General features: G+C 30.4%; 15 protein-coding genes. 5 read left to right on the forward strand and 10 right to left on the reverse strand.

Annotation, left to right across the window (positions count from 1 at the left end):
* The first annotated feature begins 3 nt into the window (after positions 1-3).
* Entirely contained in the window at positions 4-1356 is a 1353-nt protein-coding gene (locus HA145_RS05060) for a TldD/PmbA family protein (protein ID WP_209128134.1), read from the forward strand.
* On the forward strand, positions 1353-2396 hold the full coding sequence (gene fmt, locus HA145_RS05065; RefSeq protein WP_209128135.1) for a methionyl-tRNA formyltransferase: 1044 nt from the start codon (positions 1353-1355) through the stop codon (positions 2394-2396). The genes HA145_RS05060 and fmt overlap by 4 nt, the downstream gene beginning before the upstream one ends.
* Here fmt and HA145_RS05070 read toward each other — a convergent pair.
* Complete coding sequence (locus tag HA145_RS05070) at positions 2336-3046, reverse strand: TerC family protein (protein ID WP_209128136.1); 711 nt, start codon at positions 3044-3046, stop codon at positions 2336-2338. The genes fmt and HA145_RS05070 overlap by 61 nt on opposite strands.
* 74 nt (positions 3047-3120) lie before the next feature.
* Here HA145_RS05070 and mfd point away from each other — a divergent pair, with 74 nt between their 5' ends.
* Positions 3121-6633, forward strand: a complete 3513-nt coding sequence (gene mfd / locus HA145_RS05075; protein ID WP_209128137.1) for a transcription-repair coupling factor — start codon at positions 3121-3123, stop codon at positions 6631-6633.
* A 73-nt stretch (positions 6634-6706) separates the two neighbouring features.
* A complete protein-coding gene (locus HA145_RS05080) occupies positions 6707-6868 on the forward strand; it encodes a hypothetical protein (RefSeq protein WP_209128138.1) in 162 nt (53 codons plus the stop codon).
* A 473-nt stretch (positions 6869-7341) separates the two neighbouring features.
* Here HA145_RS05080 and HA145_RS05085 read toward each other — a convergent pair whose 3' ends face one another.
* Genes HA145_RS05085 through dapB form a run of 6 tightly spaced genes read right to left on the reverse strand, consistent with a single transcriptional unit; the run spans position 7342 to position 11351 of the window.
* Positions 7342-7914, reverse strand: a complete 573-nt coding sequence (locus HA145_RS05085; protein WP_209128139.1) for a DUF4335 domain-containing protein — start codon at positions 7912-7914, stop codon at positions 7342-7344.
* 4 nt (positions 7915-7918) lie between these two features.
* Positions 7919-8443: a DUF3038 domain-containing protein gene (locus HA145_RS05090; protein WP_308789008.1), complete on the reverse strand. Its 525-nt coding sequence runs from the start codon at positions 8441-8443 to the stop codon at positions 7919-7921.
* Between the two features lie 36 nt (positions 8444-8479).
* Positions 8480-8680: a DUF2949 domain-containing protein gene (locus tag HA145_RS05095; RefSeq protein WP_209128140.1), complete on the reverse strand. Its 201-nt coding sequence runs from the start codon at positions 8678-8680 to the stop codon at positions 8480-8482.
* A gap of 5 nt (positions 8681-8685) precedes the next feature.
* Positions 8686-9840, reverse strand: a complete 1155-nt coding sequence (locus HA145_RS05100) for an FAD-dependent monooxygenase (RefSeq protein ID WP_209128141.1) — start codon at positions 9838-9840, stop codon at positions 8686-8688.
* A gap of 19 nt (positions 9841-9859) precedes the next feature.
* Positions 9860-10501: a hypothetical protein gene (locus HA145_RS05105; protein WP_209128142.1), complete on the reverse strand. Its 642-nt coding sequence runs from the start codon at positions 10499-10501 to the stop codon at positions 9860-9862.
* Between the two features lies 1 nt (position 10502).
* Positions 10503-11351, reverse strand: coding sequence for a 4-hydroxy-tetrahydrodipicolinate reductase (gene dapB / locus HA145_RS05110; protein ID WP_209128143.1), 849 nt, complete (start codon positions 11349-11351; stop codon positions 10503-10505).
* A gap of 103 nt (positions 11352-11454) precedes the next feature.
* On the opposite strand from dapB, the gene HA145_RS05115 reads away from it, so the two are divergent.
* A complete protein-coding gene (locus tag HA145_RS05115; RefSeq protein ID WP_209128144.1) occupies positions 11455-15465 on the forward strand; it encodes a magnesium chelatase subunit H in 4011 nt (1336 codons plus the stop codon).
* 8 nt (positions 15466-15473) lie between these two features.
* On the opposite strand, the gene folP is transcribed toward HA145_RS05115, so the two are convergent.
* From folP to HA145_RS05130, 3 genes are read right to left on the reverse strand one after another with little or no spacing between them, the layout of a single operon-like run.
* Positions 15474-16319, reverse strand: coding sequence for a dihydropteroate synthase (gene folP, locus HA145_RS05120; protein WP_209128314.1), 846 nt, complete (start codon positions 16317-16319; stop codon positions 15474-15476).
* Positions 16303-17028: a triose-phosphate isomerase gene (gene tpiA / locus HA145_RS05125; protein WP_209128145.1), complete on the reverse strand. Its 726-nt coding sequence runs from the start codon at positions 17026-17028 to the stop codon at positions 16303-16305. The genes folP and tpiA overlap by 17 nt, the downstream gene beginning before the upstream one ends.
* Before the next feature lie 52 nt (positions 17029-17080).
* Entirely contained in the window at positions 17081-17257 is a 177-nt protein-coding gene (locus tag HA145_RS05130; protein ID WP_209128146.1) for an RNA-binding S4 domain-containing protein, read from the reverse strand.
* Positions 17258-17309 lie beyond the last annotated feature (52 nt).

The raw sequence follows: 17309 nt of genomic DNA on the forward strand, positions 1-17309 counted from the left end.
GATATGAATTCAAAAGAAATAACAACTCAAATCTCTGAAGCGGCAGATTCTCTAAATCTTAAAAAATGGGATTATGGTGCAAGCTTTTCTAATGATTATTCTGTGCAAGTAGATAAAGGTGAGGCTAAACAACTTAAGGCATCACAAAAGCAAATTTTAACTATAAGAGTTTGGAACAAATCTAATTTAGTTGGTATTACAACAACTAGTGATATCAGTGAATCTGGTATTAAAAAAGCTCTAAATCAAGCAAATATTGCATCTGATTTTGGCAACAAGAATGAAAGAACAGAATTCTCACCACTAGCCAAGGATCCTATTGATGTTCAGGACTCAAAAAAAAGAAATCCTGTTGGAATAAAAAAATTACTTACGCTTTTAAGAGATGCAGAAGTGAGACTATTAGAAAGCCATGAATCCATAAAATCTGTTCCTTATAATGGTCTATCTGAGAGTTTTTATGAGAGAGTTTATGCAAATAGTGATGGTGCCTTTCGGAGTTATACCAAAAGTCAAGCTGCACTTTATTTATATGCAAGAGCAGAAGAGAAAAATAAGAAACCTCGTAGCTCAGGCTCTGTAAAACTTGGATATGGAGTTGAAGATATAGATATAGGGTCGTGTATTAAAGAGGCTTCTAATAAAACAATTTCTCACTTAAATTATTCATCTATTAAAACTGATAAATATTTAATATGTTTTTCCCCAGAGTCTTTTTTAACGATAATTAATGCCTTTAGTTCAATGTTTAATGCTAGAAGCATTTTAGATGGAATTAGCTTATCTAATAAAAATTCTATTGGAGAGAAACTATCTACAGAAGCACTTAATATTTATGATGATGGTCTTCACGAAGAGAATATTACTTCATCACCATTTGATGGAGAGGGAACTCCTACTAAAAGACTATGTTTAATTAACAAAGGGAGACTTGAAAATTTTATACATTCTGAATCAACTGCAAGAATATTTAAAACAATCCCAACAGGCCATGCTGGACTAGGGTCAAAAGTCTCAGTATCTCCTGATTGGATAGTAGTTGAGAAATCAGAGGAAAACTCAGATCTAAAAACATCATTAGATCACTCTACTTATGAGGGAGAATTTGTTTATATTGAAGAATTAAATGCAATCCATGCAGGTGTCAAAGCAAGTCAAGGTTCATTCTCTCTTCCATTTGATGGATGGCTCTATAAAAACGGTAAAAAAATCTCAATAGAATCTGCAACTGTAGCAGGTGATATCAAATATCTTTTGAAAAATATAGTAAATATTGAATCAAATCAGGAAGTAACAACAAGTGGGATTTCTCCACATATATGGGTAAATAAATTATCAATAACTGGTGACGCGTGAGAATTATATTCTGGGGAACACCTGAATATTCAATTGCGAGCCTTGATATTTTTATTAAATCTAAGCACGAGGTAATTGGAGTAGTTAGCCAACCCGATAAGAAAAGATCTAGGGGAAATAAATTAATATCCTCACCTGTTAAAAGCTTTGCGGAGCAAGAATCTATAAAAATTTATACTCCAGCAAAAATCAGGGACAATATACATTTTATAAATGAACTTAAATCATTATCTTGTGATTTATTTATTGTTATAGCTTACGGGAAAATATTACCCAAAGAGATATTGGAAATCCCAAAATTTGGATGTTGGAATGCACATGCTTCATTACTTCCAAGATGGCGTGGTGCAGCCCCAATCCAATGGTCCTTAATAAAAGGCGATGAATTTACTGGTGTAGGAATTATGAAAATGAATGAGGGACTTGATACTGGCGACTTATTATTGGAAGAAAAAATTAAAATTGATAATGTTGATAATTTAAATACACTATCGGAAAAACTTAGTATTTTATCTGCAAAATTATTTTTAAATGCTACATCACTACTCGAAGAAAATATTAATAAAAATACTAATTCTCAACTAACAAAACAAAATACCCTTGGAAGAGAAATTACTTACGCAAGAATGATTGAAAAATCAGACTTTAGAGTTGATTGGAATAATGAGGCAATTAAAATTTCTCAAAAAATAAAAGGGTTATACCCAAGAGCAAATACAACTTTTAGAGGTAAGAACCTAAAAATACTTAAAATCAAAGTCTTGAGTAGTGATGAAATTAAAAATAAAAAAGACCTTTTCACGAGCAATTATTCAAGACCAGGTATTATTCTTGCTGTAATAGAAAATGAAGGAATAATAATTTCAACTAAAACTGATCCGATTATCTTGTTAGAAGCAAAACTTGAAGGCAAAAACATTTCTAGCAAAAAGCAATTAATACAACAGTTAAAGCCATCAGTAGGTGAATATCTCTCAGATCAAGTTTTAGATTCTTTTTTAGAGAATCCCCAAGTGAAGGCAAAAAGAATCAAAAAATAAAAATAATAGTCTGGAAGAATAGATTCTTTAATTAATGTATTTAGTAAAAGTTTAATCCCAACTATTAAAATTGCTACGTAACCGGCCGTTTCTAATCTAGAAAATATATCCAGAAGTTTTAGAAAAATCCCCGATGTAAATCTTAAGGCTAATACTCCAATCACTGCTCCAAATATTATTAATATGTATTGATCGCTAATAGCTACTGCAGTAGTGATGCTGTCTATGGAAAAAGCAAAATCAGTAATTGAAAGAAGCGCTACAACCCTTAAGAACCTAAAATTATTTTTTTTATTATCTGTCCCATTTTCAGCGTTTTCTATATCTGAATTTAAAAAAACATTAGAGAAGAATAAGTATATTAAATAAAAACCAGCAAAAACTCTAATAATAATAAACTTTAGAAGAACATTAGATAATATGATGAGAATAATTCTAAATAATAAAGATATTGTTATGCCAATATTTAAGGCTCTTGACCTTAATTCTGAACTGTCGAGGGATTTAGTAAGAGAAGCTAGTGCGACTGCATTATCTGCCGATAATAATAATTCTAGAGCAATTAATATTGGTAAAAGTGTAAAAATTTCGTACCAACTGTCTACCTGATCTAGTGTGGGTATAAAAGAATTTATTGCGGCTGAATCCATCAAATATTATTCACAATCAGTATAAAATCTAATATAATGTATCGGATATTTGTAATCAAGATTGATAACTATAAATGAGTTTAAATACTTTAGTCGATTATATTTCTAACTCACAAATTACTTCTGAATTAATAAAAAGAATTTCGAAAAATAATGAATTAAATATTGTTGGTTCAAGTAGATATGCTAAATCAATAATTTTAGAAAGCATCGCAAAAAAAGAGAAAAAAAATATATTATTAATTTGTCCTAATGTAGAAATTGCCTACAAATGGATTGGTTATTTTGAAAGTATAAATAATAAAGCAGTTTTATATTATCCTCCAACAGAAAATCTACCATACTCATCAATTAATAAATCCAAAGAGATTGAATTTAGTCAGCTTACTGTTTTATCCAAATTAATAAAAAAAGAGGAAAATGAACTTAATATTGTTATATCAACAGAGAGATCACTACAACCTCATCTAATAAATAAAAACTTATTAATTGAAAACAAGTTAGATTTGCAAAAAGGAGTTCAAATCGAGATTCAAGAATTAGCAAATAAGCTTACTTTGCTGGGCTATACAAAGGAAAATGTGACTTCAACAGAAGGATTCTGGAGTAGAAGAGGGGAAATAATAGATATTTATCCTGTAAATAATGAGTTTCCTATAAGATTAGAATTTTTTGATAATGTAATTGAGAAAATAAGAGAATATGATCCCCACACACAGAAAACATTAGAAAGTATCAATAATATTGAAATAATACAGGCTGGATTTGATTTACTAATAAAAGATAAGTTAAATAATTTATCTAAGAACAGTATTTTTAATTCAGAAGATATAAATAAAAATAATCTTGATCGTTATTTAGGAATAATTGAAGAACAGCCTTCAAATATAATAGATTTTATAAATAGGGAAACAATTCTTGTAATTGATGAATTAGAAGATTGTAAAAAATTTGCAAATAATTGGTATCTCGATTCAGAAAGTAATTTTGATAATTGTGCGTATGAATTAAATGAGAACCTTAAAAATAATGAAATAAATTTAGAAGCTAAACCTAATTTGCATTTAAAGTTTGACGAAATATTAAATTCACTGAGAAATTTTAATATAATAAAATTTTATGAATTTGAATCTAAAGTCAATATTGATAATAGGTTTTTGTTAAACGATAAAAGATTAAATTCATACTCTAAAAATATAGGAAAATTATCCAATGATATAAATAAAAATATAAAAAATAATGAAAAAGTATGGATATTATCAGCACAGCCATTGAGAACAAGGACTTTACTTTTTGAGCATGAATGTAATACAAATTTCTTAAACAATCCTAATGATATTAATGAAGCATTTAAGTCAATTAATGATTCAACTCCTTTAATTTTGAAAAATAAGAACAATTATGAAATCGAGGGTTTTTATCTCCCCATATGGAAAGTTGTCCTGATAACAGATAAAGAATTATTTTCACAACAATCTCTTTTTAATAATGTTTTCATAAGAAGAAAAAAAAGAAGTGTCAATTCAAATATAAATGTAAATAAGATTAGTCCCGGTGATTTTATAGTTCATAAAAATCATGGGATTGGAAAATTTTTAAAAATAGAAAAAATAAATATAACAGGAGATTCAAGAGATTATTTAGTCATTCAGTATCAAGATGGGAAGATAAGTGTTGCCGCTGATCAACTCGGTAGTGTTAACAGATATAGATCAAGCGGAAAAATAAAGCCAAAAATAAATAAATTAGGAGGCACAGAATGGGAAAGAATAAAAGATAAAAATAAGAAACAAATCAAAAAGGTTGCTCTCGATATATTAAAACTTTATGCAAAGAGAGAAAAATTAAAGGGGCACATATACCCAGAAGATGGTCCTTGGCAAGATGAATTAGAGGAATCATTCCCTTATCAACCAACCCCAGATCAAATTACTGCTGTAAAGGAAATAAAATCTGATATGGAAAGCGATAAGCCAATGGACAGGCTAGTTTGCGGAGATGTAGGATTTGGTAAAACAGAAGTCGCTGTTCGGGCTATTTTCAAGGCTATAACATCAGGCAAACAGGTAATATTACTAGCACCCACAACAATCCTAGCTCAGCAACATTGGAGAACAATAAATAATAGATTTTCACCTTATCCAATAAAAGTATCATTACTCAATAGATTCAAATCCATTAATGAAAGAAAGGAAATCTATGCCGGTTTGAAAAATAACAAAATTGATTTAGTTGTAGCAACACACCAAATTTTAGGAAAAGAAATAGAAATTAAAAACTTAGGATTACTTGTTATTGATGAAGAACAAAGATTTGGAGTAAGGCAAAAGGAGAAAATTAAAAAAATCAAAACCAACATAGACGTTTTAACTCTCTCAGCAACTCCAATTCCAAGAACTCTGTATATGAGCTTATCTGGACTAAGACAAATGAGCTTACTAAATACTCCTCCTCCATCAAGAAGATCAATAAAAACATATTTATCTGAAATAGATATGGATGTTATAAGAACTGCAATTAATCAAGAACTTGATAGGGGAGGTCAAATTTTTTATGTTCTTCCAAGAATTTCTGATATAGATCAAGCTGTAGACAAATTAAAAAATATGTTTTCCAGCTTAAAATTTATTGTTGCTCATGGGCAAATGAACGAAACAGATCTTGAAAATGCAATGATTGCTTTTAATAATGGAGAAGTTGATCTAATGATATGCACAACGATAATTGAAAGCGGATTAGATATTCCTAAAGTAAATACAATCATTATTGAAGATTCTCACAAATTTGGCCTTTCACAACTTTATCAACTTAGAGGAAGAGTTGGTAGAAGCGGTGTACAAGCACATGCTTGGTTATTTTATCCAAATATAAATAAAATTAATGACGCTGCAAAACAAAGATTGAAAGCGATAAAAGACTTTTCGGAACTAGGAAGTGGATATCAACTTGCAATGAAAGATATGGAAATAAGAGGTGTTGGAAGTTTACTAGGAGAAGAACAAAGTGGAAAGGTTAATGCGATTGGTTATGATTTGTATATTGAAATGCTTCACGAAGCAATTTCAGAAATCAGTGGACAAGAAATACCTGAAGTTAGCGACACACAAATTGATCTCCCAATAAATGCATTTATACCAGCAAATTGGATATTGAACAGGGAAGAGAAGCTTGAGGCTTACAAACTTGCTACTGAATGTTCTAACAATATTGAATTAACTGAAATAGCTACAGATTGGGTAAATAGATATGGAACAATGCCAAAGCCTGTAGAGTCACTAATCATGTTGATGAGATTAAAATTACTTGCAAGAAAATGTGGATTTAACAAAATTAAACTTAAAAAACCCAATATTGTTATAGAAACTAAATTAAAAAAATCTACTTTTAAAATACTAAAAAATACATTACCTAGTAGTGCTCAAAACAAATTTGATTATAAGGAAGCGGAACAAATTTCATTTATTACCATAAGAGGTTTAGGAGTTACTGAAGTTCAAAATCAAATTGATCAATTGATGTATTGGTTTAGTTCCTTTGTTGAAGAAATAAATAATTTTGAAAATGAATTACTAATAAAAAAAGAATAAATTATTAAATAAATATTTAAAATCCGCGAAAGAGTTTAATTTCGGTTAGGTTTATAAAAATTTTTAATTATTCATGGGTGAATTTATCGATGTAGGAGCTCAAAACTCGATTATACCCTTAACAATAATATTGTCCTCTCTTTTACTTGGTATTTATGCACTTTTCGGGGTCGAGACAGAAAATGATGATGATGACTCTGATTCAGGTAGTGGTGGCTTAATGCAACCAATTTAAAATTATTTATAAATAATTTGTTTTGACTTTCTATTAAAGATTCGAAATAATCGATAAAATGAACCTATAAGTAACATTAAAGAAGTAAAAGCAGAAACAAAAATAAAAATTACCAAAAATATTTCATAGAAATTTGAAAAGAGCTCAACTATTAATAAAAAAGATTTATTAAAATTAGTTGGTAGATTTTGTAAAAGAGAGTTTTTATTAGGAATTAAATAATTTATATAAACCAATAAAAGACTCAAAATAAATAATAAAACAGATTCAGTTAATAGTCTTCTTTTAGATTTCCTTCTTAAACTTAATTTTTTTTTAAAAATATATTTATCAGACTTGTTATTCAAATTTGGGATGTTTAAATCTGCCATACACTAACTATCAAAGAATAAATTAATAATTATTCAAAATGAAATTAATCTATACTATCGTGTTTGACTTAAGGATGCTAATGGACCTTTATCTTGAATTTATTAAATCGTATTTTCTTTATCTTCGACAGGACTATAAAAATAAATATAAGCAGAAGAGAATAGCATTAAAGAACAAATTGCAAAAAGCGGCGGAATAATAAAATTTAAAAACTTAACTTTGTTATTTAAACTAAATCTTACTTTTTTTGGAATATTTTTATTTGCAAAAGTATTTTTTATTCTAACTTTTGATGATTCATTTAACTGATCAAAACAATTTATAGTGTCTGACAACAACGAATTACCAATCTTTAAAATTAAGGGTTTTACATTTGGTTTAGTGCTCTTAAGAACAATATTATGTATGTGAAGATTGTCAGCTTTTATATCAATCAATTTAGACTCATATATTGGAATTTCGTTTGTGATTAAAAGATTTGAATAAATATAAAATGCATCCATAATAGGGACTAAATGATCAATTTTGCCCTCAATAAGTGGTTTGTCAATTATGGTTAATTTCCAATGTGAAATTATTGATATTTGATCTTTATTTTCATTATTTGAATAATCTGGCAATCCGATTATTTCGAGGCTTACTGAAGATTGATGAAATGATAATTTATTTTGCATAATATTAAAAATTAAATAAAAGATTCTTTAATTTTTGATAACCCTGATTTGAGGAACAAAGTGTTAATGTAAGCAAACATTTTATAATTATTTCATCATTTTCAGTCTGATTTAATAGTTTTTTCACTCTAATACTATCTGTGTTAAATCTCTCGTTAATTAACTCAATAAATCGCTTGTTAAAATCATTCCAAATAACTGAATTCTCTTCATGATCTTCTTTAGATTGAAGTATTTCCCTCATATAAGGATATAAATATTTAGACATTTCGACTGTGATTTTAATTAAAGCTTCAAATTCATTTAGTTTAATATTGTTATGCACATAAGATTTTCTCAATGGGTTACTATTCCTTAGTTTCCAGATAGTAACTTTGTTTGGCAAAAGATGATCTAAATCAAGTCGATTCGATAAAACGTATAGAGATTGTATGCCATTTAAATCAATAGTCTCTAGGATTAATAGTAATAAATCCAGCTTCTCTATAGATTGTCTTGATACCTGATTTCCTTTAGTTAAAACAGTAATTGTTCTCGCTTAAAACATGAATAAATTATAACAGAATTATTGTTCCATTTTTTGAAAAAAAAATGAATATAACTCATCAAGTTCTTCAATAGTTAACATACCATAACTCCACAATAAGATTGGTAATGGAGTCTTATTTTTTATAGATAATTTTAGTCCAAGTTCAATAGATGACTCATTTAAACCTATTTCATTTAGTAAATAAATTATCATCTCTTTAGATACATAATTTTTCATGATTTTTATTTTATTCTTGAGTAAATTAGAGACTTTGTCATTTGATTAAGAACTAATTTTCTAACAAAAAGAAAATTATTTAAAAGTAAAAATGAAAATCTTCTTATTGGAAATAAAAATGGGTTTCTATTTGCAAAAATCAATATCAAGGCATCAGTTATGAGCATGGTCAGAATAATATCTAAAATCCTGCTTGAAAGATACTTTAATTTAAATAAAATTAAATTCATTTTTGTGATTTCACTTTTTTTATTAAAAAGATCAAAAATAGTATTAACATCTCTCCAACAAGTATTTAGACCCTGACCACCAACAGGATGAAATGTATGAAATGCATCTCCTACAAAAACTAATTTTTTAAAATTTAAAATTGGTAAATTTAACGATAATGAAACAGGAAAAATATTAAATTCTCCAATTATTTGGTCCAACTTAAATTCATCTGGCAAGATTGTTGATAAATTATCCATTAAAAAATTCTTGTCAGAATTTAACCTTTCAATTGCTTTTAATCTACTGGAAGTCCAAATTACTTGATATAAGTTTTTTTCTAAAGGTAATAATGCAAGTGGGCCTTCTTTTCTAAAAATTTCATAAGCACGCTTTTCACAATGACCTCTAAGTGAAACTTTAAAAGTTAAACAAGACTGACTATAAGATTTTTTTATATCAACAAAATCTAAGAAATTTTTATCAATTGAGTTTGCTCCTGTTGAAAAGAATTGATAATCAAATAATATTTTTTTTCGTAACAATCTCTGTGGTGTCATAAAAAAAATATTTTCATAATTATCAATCTCATGAAAAAATAAGTTCATGAGATCCGAATGTTTAACTACCCAGCCTATATTTTCAGCAGAACTTATATCATCATCTAAGTCATAAGTTGATAAATTGGTAAAAGCAGAAGTTACGCTATCTGAAATTGAAAGGGTATCAAAGCCAAATAAAAATGGTTCTAATTTTTCCCAAAGTCTGAATTTAGATAAGATTTTTCTTGTTGAGTGAGTAATCGCATAAGTTTTATCTTTATCAATTAATCTATCTTTTGTTAATAAATCAGTTAAAAAAATATTGCAATCAAATTTTGAAAGTGCAATTGAAAGTAATAAACCTGTGGGACCTGATCCAACAATTTTAAAATTGAATTTATTTTTCATCAGACTATATAAGCATCAACTATTTATTCAAATAAATATAGCAAATTTCCTCAAATGCTGGTCTTAATAAATAGGGGTACTCACCAACCCATAAGTTAATTTCAGGAAGCCAAGCATCGGTCAAATAAAAATCTCTGTCAAAATTACGGTTATCAGATGTTATTAAACATCTAATACTCGAGCCGACCCTAATTTGACTATGCTTATTTTCCATAGGAAAACTTAATTTTTCCAAATAACCATCCTCATCTTCTAATTCAAGTACTAACCAAGTCCTTTTGTTTTCGATAACTTCTAATCTACCTTGCCTATTAGATTGTTCTCTTGAACTTTCAATCTTTTCTGTTTTATAGATATCCGATACATAGCCATCAAATATAGAAAAAAATTTATATTTTCTTAATTGCAAATTTTTTCTACTTGATTCAAGAATTGGGCCCCAGATGATATACAAAAAGAAACCTACACATAGGAATAACCAGAAATTATTAGTTTGATCTCCAGTTGTACTAATAATTAAGGAGATAAATCCACCAATTGAAGAAACTATTACTCTTTGAAGAATTTTTCTTGGATTCCCCAACGCGTACTTATATTGACCTCCTGTACCAACTGCAGGAATAAGTTTTGAAATTTGACTTGAATTAATTGGAATTAACATTTTAAAAAATCAATTTTTCAAGTCCGTAAACTAAAGTTTCATAATTACCAATTTTTTTAATAGCCTGTAAAACTCCTGGCATATATGCCTTTCTATCAATAGTGTCATGCTTAATTGTGTAGGTTTCACCTGGAGATCCCATAATTACTAACTGATGAGCAAGTAATCCTGGTAATCGTACAGAATGTATATTAATTCCTGAATCTCTGAGCCCACCCCGTACACCTTTCATTGACTCAGACTCTTTTACTAAATTCTGATTAAATTTCTTTGGATATTCTTCAATCATTTCTGCAGTTTTTATACACGTCCCACTAGGAGAATCAGCTTTTTGATTATGATGCATCTCTATTAATTCAATATTGTCATAAAACCTTGCAGCTACTGATGCCGCCTGCTGAAGAAGAACCATACCTAATGAAAAATTAGGAATTATTGCACAACCAACTGAGGCTTTCTGAGCAAAAACAGACAAGTCTTGTATTTGCGAAGGGCTTAGACCTGTAGTACCTACGACTGGTGATACACCATATGCGATAGCTGATCTGGTATTTTCATACACAGAATCAGGGTGAGTAAAATCAACTAGAACAGGTTTAATTTTTTCATTTCTATAATTTTGACTAACAGAACATAAAGTCCCTTCAAAATCATTAGAAACAAAAACATCGCAATTTTTTACCTTCAATAATTCAGAAATATTTGAGCCATTGTTCTTTTCATTTATGTCAATTGCTGCAACAAGTTCACAATCTTTAGAGTTTAATACAGCATTAATAACTTCGCTACCCATTCTGCCTAAAGCTCCGGATACTAGTACTGGTATGGTTTTTTTAGAATTTTCAATCATTTTTTTAAAAAATTTTTTTTTTAAAGGTTGTTACACGCTATTTATATTGCACACAATAACGTCTTTTCATTCGTAGGCTGGTAGAAATACTTAAAGAAAATCAATGTTTACGCAGGTCCGCTCAGCAAACCGCAGAGTATCTCCTGTTGAGGATAACAAACACAAAGTTGTAATAAAAGCAGTTTATGTTGTCCTTGAGCCACAATACCAAAATTCCTTAACGGAAGCTGCAAAGTCAATAAATGATATGAATGGCCCCATAGGTATAGACCTTAGTGGCTATCTTATCGAAGAACTTAGGAATGATAGTAATTTTGAAGATTTTAAAAAAGATATAGCTAATGCAGATATATTCGTTGCTTCTCTAATTTTCATTGAAGACCTTGCTCAAAAAGTGGTTGATGCAGTATCTCCATATAAAGACAAACTTAAAGCATCAATTGTTTTCCCCTCCATGCCAGAGGTAATGAGATTAAATAAGCTAGGTTCATTTAGTATGGCCCAACTTGGACAATCTAAAAGTATTATTGGAGATTTAATAAAAAAGAAAAAAGAATCTGATGGAGCAAGTTTCCAAGATTCAATGTTGAAGTTATTAAATACACTACCTTCAATACTTAAATATCTACCAGTAGAAAAAGCTCAAGATGCTAGAACATTCATTCTGAGTTTTCAGTACTGGTTAGGAGGAACTACTCAGAACTTAAAAAACTTCTTGTTAATGATTTCTGAAAAGTATGCAGTTTCAGAGACCATAAAAGATCAAATAGAAGAATTCAAAATTCAAGACCCTGAAACATTCCCAGATTTAGGAATTTGGCATCCTCTTGCTCCTTGCATGTTTGAAAGTCTTAAAGAATATCAAAATTGGGAAAATAATAGGAAAGATATAAATCCTAAAAATGAGAAAACTCCAACGATAGGTTTAGTTCTTCAAAGAAGTCATATTGTTACTGGAGATGATGCTCACTACGTTGCCGTTATTCAAGAATTGGAATACAGAGGTGCGAGAGTTCTTCCTATCTTCTGTGGGGGTTTAGATTTTTCTAAGCCTGTTAATGAATTCTATTATGATTCCATAAATAAAGATCAACCTATTGTAGATGGAGTTGTCTCTCTAACAGGATTTGCACTAGTTGGTGGTCCAGCAAGACAAGATCATCCTAGAGCTATTGAATCTCTAAAAAGGCTAAACAGACCCTATATGGTTGCACTTCCATTAGTTTTCCAGACCACTCAAGAATGGGAAGATAGTGATCTAGGTTTACACCCAGTTCAGGTAGCACTTCAGATTGCAATTCCAGAGCTTGATGGTGCTATTGAACCTATTATTCTATCAGGTCGTGATGATGCTACAGGGAAGGCACATACTCTCCAAGATCGCGTTGATGTAATTGCTGAGAGAGCAATAAAGTGGTCAACTTTAAGGGTAAAGCAAAGAAAGGACAAAAAATTAGCTATTACAGTATTTAGTTTTCCTCCAGACAAAGGAAATGTAGGTACTGCAGCATACTTGAATGTTTTCGGCTCAATTTATAGAGTACTTCTTGAAATGAAATCGAAAGGATATCAAATAGATGAACTTCCAAGTAATTCAAAAGAATTAATGGAAAAAGTAATTAACAACCCAGAAGCGATGGATGGTTCCCCGGAGTTGAATATTGCTCATAAGATGTCTGTAAAAGAATACGAAGAGTTCACACCATATTCACAAAGACTTGAAGAGAATTGGGGTAAACCTCCTGGCAACCTTAATAGTGACGGACAAAATCTTCTTATCTATGGAAAACATTTTGGAAATGTTTTTATAGGTGTTCAACCTACATTCGGTTATGAAGGTGATCCAATGCGATTACTTTATTCGAGAAGTGCTAGTCCTCATCATGGTTTTGCTGCTTATTATACCTATGTAGAAAAAATCTGGGGGGCTGATGCTGTTCTTCATTTTGGAACTCATGGCTCACTTGAATTTATGCCTGGGAAACAGATGGGTATGAGTGAAACCTGCTATCCGGATTCTCTAATTGGATCATTGCCAAACTTGTATTACTATGCTGCAAATAATCCTTCTGAAGCAACAATTGCTAAGAGAAGAGGGTACGCTTCAACTATTAGTTATCTGACTCCTCCAGCAGAAAATGCAGGACTCTACAAAGGACTTAAAGAACTAAGTGAACTTGTTGGTTCTTATCAACAACTAAGAGAAAATAGTAGGGGTATTCAAATAGTCAATGCAATTGTTGAGACTTCTAAACAATGTAACCTTGACAAAGATGTAGAGCTCCCCTCAAAAGACGTAGAGGAACTTTCAATAGATGAAAGAGATTTATTTGTTGGTAATATATATAAACAGTTGATGGAAATTGAAAGTAGATTATTACCTTGCGGTCTTCATACTATTGGCGAAGCCCCAACAGCAGAAGAAGCTGTTGCAACACTTGTGAATATTGCATCTTTAGAGAGAGAACAAGAGGGATTAAGATCTCTTCCTGGATTACTCGCAGAATCCATGGGTCTAACTATTGAACAAATTTATGATGGTAATAATAAAGGTGAACTTAAATTTGTAGAGTTAAATGAAAAAATCATAAAGACAGCAAGAGAGTCGATTTTTGCGATGGTCAACTCCTTAAAAATTATTGATGGCAGAGTTTATTTAGAAAAATCACTACTTTCCAAACTTTTTGACTTACTTAGAGTTTTTGGTCTAAATTTACCTACCCCTTGGCTAAGAGTATGCAGATTAAATGGATTTAATGAAGTTAATCAGAAGGAATTAAATAAATTATTTGATTACTTACTTTTCTGTCTGGAACAGGTCTGCGCAGACAAAGAAATGGATAGCCTCATTAAAGCACTAGATGGAAATTATGTTTTACCTGGACCAGGTGGAGATCCCATAAGAAATCCAGGTGTATTGCCCAGTGGTAAAAATATCCATGCTCTTGATCCTCAATCAATACCAACTACAGCGGCAGTTGCTGCAGCTAAATCTGTTGTTGATAAATTAATTGAAAGACAAAAGGAAGAGCAAGGCACTTGGCCTGAAACAATCGCTTGTGTTTTGTGGGGTACAGATAACATCAAAACTTACGGTGAATCACTTGCTCAAATCTTATGGTTTGTTGGGGTAAAACCAAAACCAGATTCTGTTGGAAGAATCAACAAATTAGAATTAATCCCTTTAGAAGAATTAGGTAGGCCAAGAATAGATGTAGTTGTTAACTGTTCAGGAGTATTTAGAGATCTATTTATCAATCAAATGGCACTAATAGATCAGGCAGTTAAATTAGCAGCTGAAGCTGATGAACCTTTGGAATCTAATTTTGTAAGAAAACATTCATTAGAACAAGCAGAAAAAGAAGGCACTTCTATTAGAGAAGCATCAGCCAGAGTGTTCTCTAATGCAAGTGGAAGCTACAGTTCAAATGTTAATTTAGCTGTAGAAAATTCAACTTGGGAGGAAGAAAATGAATTGCAAGAAATGTATTTATCACGCAAAACATATGCCTTTAATGCTGATAATCCAGGTGAAATGAATCAAAAAAGAGAGGTATTTGAATCAGTAATGAAAACAGCAGATGTTACATTTCAAAACCTTGATTCCTCTGAGATTTCATTAACAGATGTAAGCCATTATTTTGATTCAGATCCAACCAAATTAATTAAAACACTGAGAGATGACGGGAAAGAACCAAGTAGCTACATAGCAGATACTACAACTTCTAATGCTCAAGTTAGAACACTTGGAGAAACTATCAGATTAGACTCAAGAACAAAACTTTTAAATCCTAAGTGGTATGAAGGTATGCTCAAATCTGGTTACGAAGGGGTTAGAGAACTTTCTAACAGACTTAATTACACTCTTGGTTGGAGTGCAACAAGTGGTCAAGTAGATAATTTTGTATATGAAGAAACTAATGAAACATTCATAAATGACGAAGAGATGAGGAAAAGATTAATGGATCTAAATCCTAATAGTTTCAGAAGAATTGTTGGAACTTTGCTAGAAGTTAATGGTAGAGGATATTGGGAAACTTCAGATGAAAATATAGAACAGTTGAAAGAACTATACCAAGAGGTAGAGGATAAAATCGAAGGCGTTAAAGAATAATAATCAAATTAATTTCTGTAAATCCTATCAGCAACTTTGAGAATTTGATAATTTAGTTTTACGTTGTGAACTCTTACAATGTCAATTTTAAATTGTGAACAGAGGCAGCTTATTGCAAGTGTTCCAATATCCCTTTCTTTTGGATTTTTCTCATTCAAAATTTCTCCTATAAATCTCTTCCTTGATGAACCTATCAAAATTGGTAATTTCCATTTTTTAAATACATCTAAGTTTCTCAAAATTTCCAAATTTTGATTTAGATCTTTTGAGAAGCCTATTCCAGGATCCACTATTATATTTCTTTCAGATATATTTTTTTCTAAAGCATTTTTTATTAGATTATCAAGAGAGTTCTTAACATCACTCAATACATTCTGGTAATTAGAGAGTTCATTCATATTTTGACTGTTACCACGACTATGAGTTATGACAAAAGGGCAGTTAAATTTTGAGACAACATCCAAAATATTCATATCTCTTCTTCCTCCAGTGACGTCATTAATCCAATTAGCGCCATTTAAAAGAGCTTCATAAGCGACCTCAGAATTAAAGGTATCAATAGAAATTAAGATCTCTGGATATTCAGATCTTATTAATTTTAAAATTGGGATCAATCTTTTTATTTCTATATTAGAGCCAACTTCTTCAGCCCCAGGCCTTGTACTCTGGGCACCAAGATCAACAATATCGACACCATTACGTAAAAAATGATTAACCTGATCCAAAACTTTTTTTGAAGAGTTTAATTCTCCACCATCACTAAATGAATCAGGAGTTAAATTAATAACCCCCATAATTGAAGTTTTTTGTCCCCAGCCATTTGGCCATGGATCTTTCTTATTGATAATTTGCAATTCTTGCAAAACTTTTCGGATCTAATGAAGCCCCTCCAACTAACACTCCATCTATATCACTCATTGACATTATTTCGTCAATATTATTAGGTTTAACAGATCCTCCATATTGAATAATCACTTCGTCAAAACCTATTAATTTCCTAATCAAAGAGCATATTTTATTAGCGTCCTTAGCCTCACATGTTTTACCTGTCCCAATTGCCCATATTGGTTCATAGGCAACAATTAAATTTGATGGATCTGTATTTTCTAATCCTTGTTCAACCTGTCTAGTAATAACTCTATCAGCCTCTCCTCTTTCTCTTTGTTCTAGTGTTTCTCCAACACAAACTATCGGAGTAAGTCCACTAGATTGAGCAAAAACTACTCTTTTATTAATTTGTTCATCACTTTCACTAAAATACTTCCTTGGTTCACTGTGACCAACTATTGCATATGAGACCCCATGTTCAAGAAGCATTTTTGGAGATATTTCTGCAGTAAATGCTCCTTCATCTTCCCAATGAATATTTTGACTAGAAATATCTAAATAATCAAAATCAGAATGATTAGAAAAAGTTGAAATAGCTGTAAAAGGTGGCGCTATAACAACTTTACGATCATCCCTTATGTTTTTTATTAAAGGTATAAACTCTTCTAAATAAGCCTTAGCTTCAGCACAAGTCATGTGCATTTTCCAATTACCAGCAATAACAGATTTTCTCAAAATACTATCTCCAAGAAAATTATATTAATATAAATTGAGTTGAATAGGCCAACTATTCAAAGATTAATTCATTTTTTAGAAATATAACTTTATCTCCTTTATTTAATTTTCTTCCTCTCCTTGTCTCTATTACACCATTAACTTTGACAGACCCAGCTTTAATAAAAAATTTGGCCTCTCCACCAGAAGAAACCAAATTTTTCCATTTTAAAAATTGATCTAATTTCATTATTTTTATATTCCCAAAGATATTGATAAAGTAGGATAAATAATTAAATATA

Origin of the sequence: Prochlorococcus marinus XMU1411 (assembly GCF_017696075.1) — a bacterium.
Taxonomy (GTDB): Bacteria; Cyanobacteriota; Cyanobacteriia; order PCC-6307; family Cyanobiaceae; genus Prochlorococcus_A; species Prochlorococcus_A marinus_V.

What these genes read in the sequence shown, in the direction of transcription:
- HA145_RS05060 (WP_209128134.1), top strand. Translation starts at nt 4, where the DNA reads ATGAATTCAAAAGAAATAACAACTCAAATCTCTGAAGCGGCAGATTCT.
- mfd (WP_209128137.1), top strand. Translation starts at nt 3,121, where the DNA reads ATGAGTTTAAATACTTTAGTCGATTATATTTCTAACTCACAAATTACT.
- HA145_RS05085 (WP_209128139.1), bottom strand. Translation starts at nt 7,914, where the DNA reads ATGCAAAATAAATTATCATTTCATCAATCTTCAGTAAGCCTCGAAATA.
- HA145_RS05115 (WP_209128144.1), top strand. Translation starts at nt 11,455, where the DNA reads ATGTTTACGCAGGTCCGCTCAGCAAACCGCAGAGTATCTCCTGTTGAG.
- HA145_RS05130 (WP_209128146.1), bottom strand. Translation starts at nt 17,257, where the DNA reads ATGAAATTAGATCAATTTTTAAAATGGAAAAATTTGGTTTCTTCTGGT.
- HA145_RS05070 (WP_209128136.1), bottom strand. Translation starts at nt 3,046, where the DNA reads ATGGATTCAGCCGCAATAAATTCTTTTATACCCACACTAGATCAGGTA.
- HA145_RS05105 (WP_209128142.1), bottom strand. Translation starts at nt 10,501, where the DNA reads ATGTTAATTCCAATTAATTCAAGTCAAATTTCAAAACTTATTCCTGCA.
- HA145_RS05080 (WP_209128138.1), top strand. Translation starts at nt 6,707, where the DNA reads ATGGGTGAATTTATCGATGTAGGAGCTCAAAACTCGATTATACCCTTA.
- HA145_RS05095 (WP_209128140.1), bottom strand. Translation starts at nt 8,680, where the DNA reads ATGAAAAATTATGTATCTAAAGAGATGATAATTTATTTACTAAATGAA.
- dapB (WP_209128143.1), bottom strand. Translation starts at nt 11,351, where the DNA reads ATGATTGAAAATTCTAAAAAAACCATACCAGTACTAGTATCCGGAGCT.
- HA145_RS05100 (WP_209128141.1), bottom strand. Translation starts at nt 9,840, where the DNA reads ATGAAAAATAAATTCAATTTTAAAATTGTTGGATCAGGTCCCACAGGT.